This window comes from Leclercia sp. M50 (assembly GCF_037150775.1).
Lineage (GTDB): Bacteria > Pseudomonadota > Gammaproteobacteria > Enterobacterales > Enterobacteriaceae > Enterobacter.
The window spans coordinates 1-3,624 of record NZ_JBBCPK010000186.1 but is presented as its reverse complement, the minus strand read 5'-3'; the positions used below and the strand labels follow the sequence as shown (position 1 = coordinate 3,624).

General features: G+C 59.1%; 3 protein-coding genes. All 3 read left to right on the top strand.

Features of this window, described 5'->3' with window-relative positions:
* Positions 1 to 62: 62 nt before the first annotated feature.
* Entirely contained in the window at positions 63 to 1,025 is a 963-nt protein-coding gene (locus WFM46_RS23125) for a Csu type fimbrial protein (protein WP_336998655.1), read from the top strand.
* Between the two features lie 83 nt (positions 1,026 to 1,108).
* Positions 1,109 to 2,764 carry a methyl-accepting chemotaxis protein II gene (gene tar / locus WFM46_RS23120; RefSeq protein WP_336998654.1) on the top strand — a complete coding sequence of 552 codons (1,656 nt, stop codon included), beginning with the start codon at positions 1,109 to 1,111 and terminating at the stop codon, positions 2,762 to 2,764.
* A gap of 44 nt (positions 2,765 to 2,808) precedes the next feature.
* The coding region (locus WFM46_RS23115; protein ID WP_336998653.1) for a Tar ligand binding domain-containing protein at positions 2,809 to 3,624 on the top strand (816 nt) is incomplete at its 3' end.

The following is a 3,624-nucleotide window of genomic DNA, read 5'->3' as shown; positions in this document are numbered from 1 at the left end:
CTTGCCCCTAACCCGGACCACAAGCTGCAAACTTACGGCCCGCTGACCTGCAGGCTGGCACCATGAGGCGCCTGCTGCTGTTACTGCTGCTGTTGGTCTCCGGCACCGGCTGGGGGGCCTGTACCGTCAGTACCGTCAACGCCAGCTTTGGCAGAGTGACCTCTTTCGCCCTGAGTGGGGGCAACGAGGTACAGACCACCGGCACCCTGGTGGTAAGCTGCGATGCGGTGCTAAACCTGCTGACCAACGACTCCATCACCCTCAACTACACCGGGGCTACCGTAAGCGCCGCCAGCCGCGCCACCCTGAAACGCACCGATAACGCCACCATCACCGATGTTATTCCCACCCGACTGTGCGGTGCGTCGGGCTGCACCGGCACCAGCGAAGTGCAGATCGCCCGCTCCTACACCTGGAGCGGTAGCACGCTGCTGGGGCTGCTGGGTTCCAGGCAGTACAATATTCCGCTCTATTTCCGCACCGTCGCCGGGCAGAACGTCAGCGCCGGGCCCTATCAGGTGACGCTTAACTTCAGCGTTAATTACAACGTCTGCCAGGTAGGGGCCGTGGGGCTCTGCCTGACCCCCCAGACCGGTACGGCGGTGACCAGCATCACCCTCAATATGAACGTCACCAATGATTGCAGCGCCATGACCACCCCGAACATCAACTTTAACAGCGCGCCGCTGGTACAGAATTTCCCCACCATCTCCCAGTCCATCGCCGTCACCTGCACCAAGGCCAGCGCCTATACCATCGGCATCAATAACGGCCTCAACGCCCTGAATAATGTCCGGCGCATGGCCAGCGGCAACAACCGCATGAGCTATGAGATCTATAAAGAGGCCACCGCCAACCGCTGGGGCGTAAGCGGCACCGAGCGCTGGTCGAGCGGAGCCTCATCCCAGGTGAGTACCGACGGCCTGCTGCGCACCTATAACTACACTGCCCGCATCCTCCCCAACCAGACCACGCCCCCTGCCGGCAACTACAGCGATACCCTCGTGGTAGACGTCGCGTTCTGAACCGCGCTTTTCCCTTTCGCAAATGTAAAGTTCCTCTCAGTTGTGCCGATAACACCGAGAACAAAACAATGAGAAGGTGTTGTATGTTGAACCGTATGCGCGTTGTGACAATGCTGATGTTGGTGCTGGCTGTCTTCGCTCTGCTGCAGCTCGTTTTCGGCAGTCTCTTTTTCTCTTCCATTAAAGCCAACCAGGATAGTTTCGCGGTTTCTAACGCGTTCCGGGTTCAACAAAGTGAAATCACCTCCACCTGGGATTACCTGCTGCAAACGCGCATCAACCTGAGCCGCGCCTCCGCACGTATGGTGACCGATCCCGCTAAGCCGCAAACGGAACTGATGAACAGCGCCCGCACTACGCTGGCGGAAGCGGATAAACACTTCAAAGCTTACAGCGCCATCCCTCCACAGCCTTCGATGGAGCAGGTGAGCCAGACCATCAATGAGGCATACCGGGACTATGCAGCGGCGCTCACTGAACTGATCCAGTTCCTTGATAACGGCAACATGGAGGCCTATTTCGCCCAGGCAACCCAGTCAAAACAGAACGCGCTGGGGAGCGCTCTGCGGGATTACGTTTCCGCGTCCGACGCGCGTAACCAGGCGGCGTTTAATGCCAGCGTAAAGGATTACACCTTTGCCAAATGGCAGATGGGGATCCTGGCCCTGGCGCTGGCGATCGTACTGGTGGGGGTCTGGTACGGCATTCGCCATACCCTGCTTAATCCGTTAAACCGTGTCATCGACCATATCCGTCACATTGCCAGCGGCGATCTGACCCAGTCCCTGACCATCACCGGGCGCAGCGAAATCACCCAGCTGGCCATCAGCGTTGACCACATGCAGCGCTCGCTGAGCGAGACGGTGGCGAACGTGCGTCAGGGCTCGGAGGCCATCTACACCGGCACCAGCGAAATCGCGATGGGTAACAACGACCTCTCCTCCCGTACCGAGCAACAGGCGTCGGCGCTGGAAGAGACCGCGGCCAGCATGGAGCAGCTCACCGCCACCGTGAAACAGAATGCGGATAACGCCCGCCAGGCCTCACAGCTGGCGAACAGCGCCTCGGAAACCGCACAGCGCGGCGGCAAGGTGGTGGATGGCGTGGTGAAAACCATGCACGACATCGCCGGGAGCTCGAAGAAGATCGCTGACATTATCAGCGTGATCGACGGTATCGCCTTCCAGACCAATATCCTGGCGCTGAACGCCGCGGTAGAAGCGGCGCGTGCCGGTGAGCAGGGGCGCGGCTTTGCGGTGGTTGCCGGTGAAGTCCGTAACCTTGCCAGCCGCAGCGCCAACGCGGCGAAAGAGATCAAAGCTCTGATTGAAGACTCTGTCGCGCGCGTCGACACCGGCTCGGTGCTGGTGGAGAGCGCGGGCGAAACCATGAATGACATCGTGAATGCCGTTACCCGCGTCACGGACATTATGGGGGAAATTGCCTCCGCTTCCGATGAGCAGAGCCGTGGTATCGACCAGGTGGCCCTGGCGGTATCGGAAATGGATCGCGTCACACAACAAAACGCCTCGCTGGTTCAGGAGTCCGCAGCCGCTGCGGCGCAACTGGAAGAGCAGGCGAGCCGTCTGAAGATGGCCGTCTCGGCGTTTCGTCTTAACTCTGGACCTGCAAGCACGGTTTCATCGCGCGTCAGCCCGCAACCGGCCGCGCCGGTTAACGCACCGGCTTACGTACGCGCAGTGGCAACCGGGAAAGATGAGAATTGGGAAACATTTTGATTGTACGTTAAATCGCGGCTGCTGGCCGCTAAATGGGAGCGTGGATGTTAAATCGTATTCGTATCTCGACCACCCTGTTTTTGATTTTGATTCTCTGTGGGGTGTTGCAGGTTGGCAGTAACGGCTTGTCATTTTGGGCTTTTCGCGATGGTTATCAAAATTTACAGGAGATGCAGGGCAGTAATCAGCAGCGTGAGCTGCTTACCCAGAGTCGGGCAGTCTTGTTGCAGGCCAGCACGGCGCTGAATAAAGCGGGCACCTTAACCGCCCTGAGCTATCCGCCCGATGACATTAAGGCGCTGATGGTGACCGCGCGCGGTAGCCTGAAGCAGGCTGATGGCCTGTTCAAAACCTTTAGCGGCCAGGCGGCGATTAGCGCGAAGGACGCAGAGCTGAAAAAAGCGATGCAGGGTGCGTTCAGCCAGTGGTATGGCGATCTGGAGCATCAGGCGACGTGGCTTGAGAACAACCAGCTGTCAGATTTTCTGACCGCGCCAGTGCAGGAATCGCAGGCGGCATTTGACGCCAGCACCGACGCCTGGCAGCAGGAGATCAATAACTTTGTGCAGGCGGCGGGGAATGACAGCCGCAACAGCTACCACATGTCCGGCGTGATTTTCGCCACCATGATTGTGCTGGCGGTGTTGCTGACCAGCGCCGCGCTGTTCTGGTCGCGCAAGATGATTGTCCAGCCGCTGGCAATTATCAGCAGCCATTTCGACAGCATTGCCAAAGGCGATCTGGCGCGGCCGGTGGCGGTATACGGCAAAAATGAAATTTCGGCCATTTTCGCCAGCCTGAAGGCGATGCAGGGCTCGCTGCGTGAAACGGTATCGGAGGTGCGTCAGGGCAGTTACGCC